Source organism: Streptococcus sp. SN3 (genome assembly GCF_030439905.1).
The window spans coordinates 1-1,146 of the sequence record NZ_JAQFJF010000025.1 but is presented as its reverse complement, the minus strand read 5'-3'; the positions used below and the strand labels follow the sequence as shown (position 1 = coordinate 1,146).

Genomic DNA, 1,146 nt, shown 5'->3' with positions numbered 1-1,146 from the left:
CCTACATGAAGTCGGAATCGCTAGTAATCGCGGATCAGCACGCCGCGGTGAATACGTTCCCGGGCCTTGTACACACCGCCCGTCACACCACGAGAGTTTGTAACACCCGAAGTCGGTGAGGTAACCGCAAGGAGCCAGCCGCCTAAGGTGGGATAGATGATTGGGGTGAAGTCGTAACAAGGTAGCCGTATCGGAAGGTGCGGCTGGATCACCTCCTTTCTAAGGAGTCCGTAAGGACACACGGAATGCACTTGAGTCTTGTTTAGTTTTGAGAGGGCTATGTGGGGCCTTAGCTCAGCTGGGAGAGCGCCTGCTTTGCACGCAGGAGGTCAGCGGTTCGATCCCGCTAGGCTCCATTATCTAGTTTGACTAGATAAAGAACTTGTCCATTGAAAATTGAATACCGATATCAAATAGTAACAAGAAAATAAACCGAAAACGCTGTGAAAATTAATGAGTTTAAGACTGAAAGGTCAAAAATAAGGTTAAGTTAGTAAGGGCGCACGGTGGATGCCTTGGCACTAGGAGCCGAAGAAGGACGTGACAAACGACGAAATGCCTCGGGGAGCTGTAAGTAAGCTTCGATCCGGGGGTGTCCGAATGGGGGAACCCAACAGGTTGATGCCTGTTACCCATTTCTGTTAAGGGAATGAGGAGGAAGACGCAGTGAACTGAAACATCTAAGTAGCTGCAGGAAGAGAAAGCAAAAGCGATTGCCTTAGTAGCGGCGAGCGAAGAGGCAGAAGGGCAAACCGAAGAGTTTACTCTTCGGGGTTGTAGGACTGCAATGTGGACTCAGAATTTATAGAAGAATGACTTGGGAAAGTCAGCCAAAGAGAGTAAGAGCCTCGTATTTTAAATAGATTCTGTACCTAGCAGTATCCTGAGTACGGCGGGACACGTGAAATCCCGTCGGAATCTGGGAGGACCATCTCCCAACCCTAAATACTCCCTAGTGACCGATAGTGAACCAGTACCGTGAGGGAAAGGTGAAAAGCACCCCGGGAGGGGAGTGAAATAGAACCTGAAACCGTGTGCCTACAACAAGTTCGAGCCCGTTAATGGGTGAGAGCGTGCCTTTTGTAGAATGAACCGGCGAGTTACGTTATGATGCGAGGTTAAGTTGAAGAGACGGAGCCGTAGGGA

General features: G+C 49.7%; 1 tRNA gene and 2 rRNA genes. All 3 read left to right on the top strand.

The features are described from left to right. A 16S ribosomal RNA gene (locus PCY71_RS14935) occupies window positions 1–219 on the top strand; the annotation flags it as partial. 64 nt (window positions 220–283) lie between these two features. Then, window positions 284–356 (top strand) — tRNA-Ala (locus PCY71_RS14930). 127 nt (window positions 357–483) lie between these two features. Continuing rightward, window positions 484–1,146, top strand: a 23S ribosomal RNA gene (locus tag PCY71_RS14925); the annotation flags it as partial.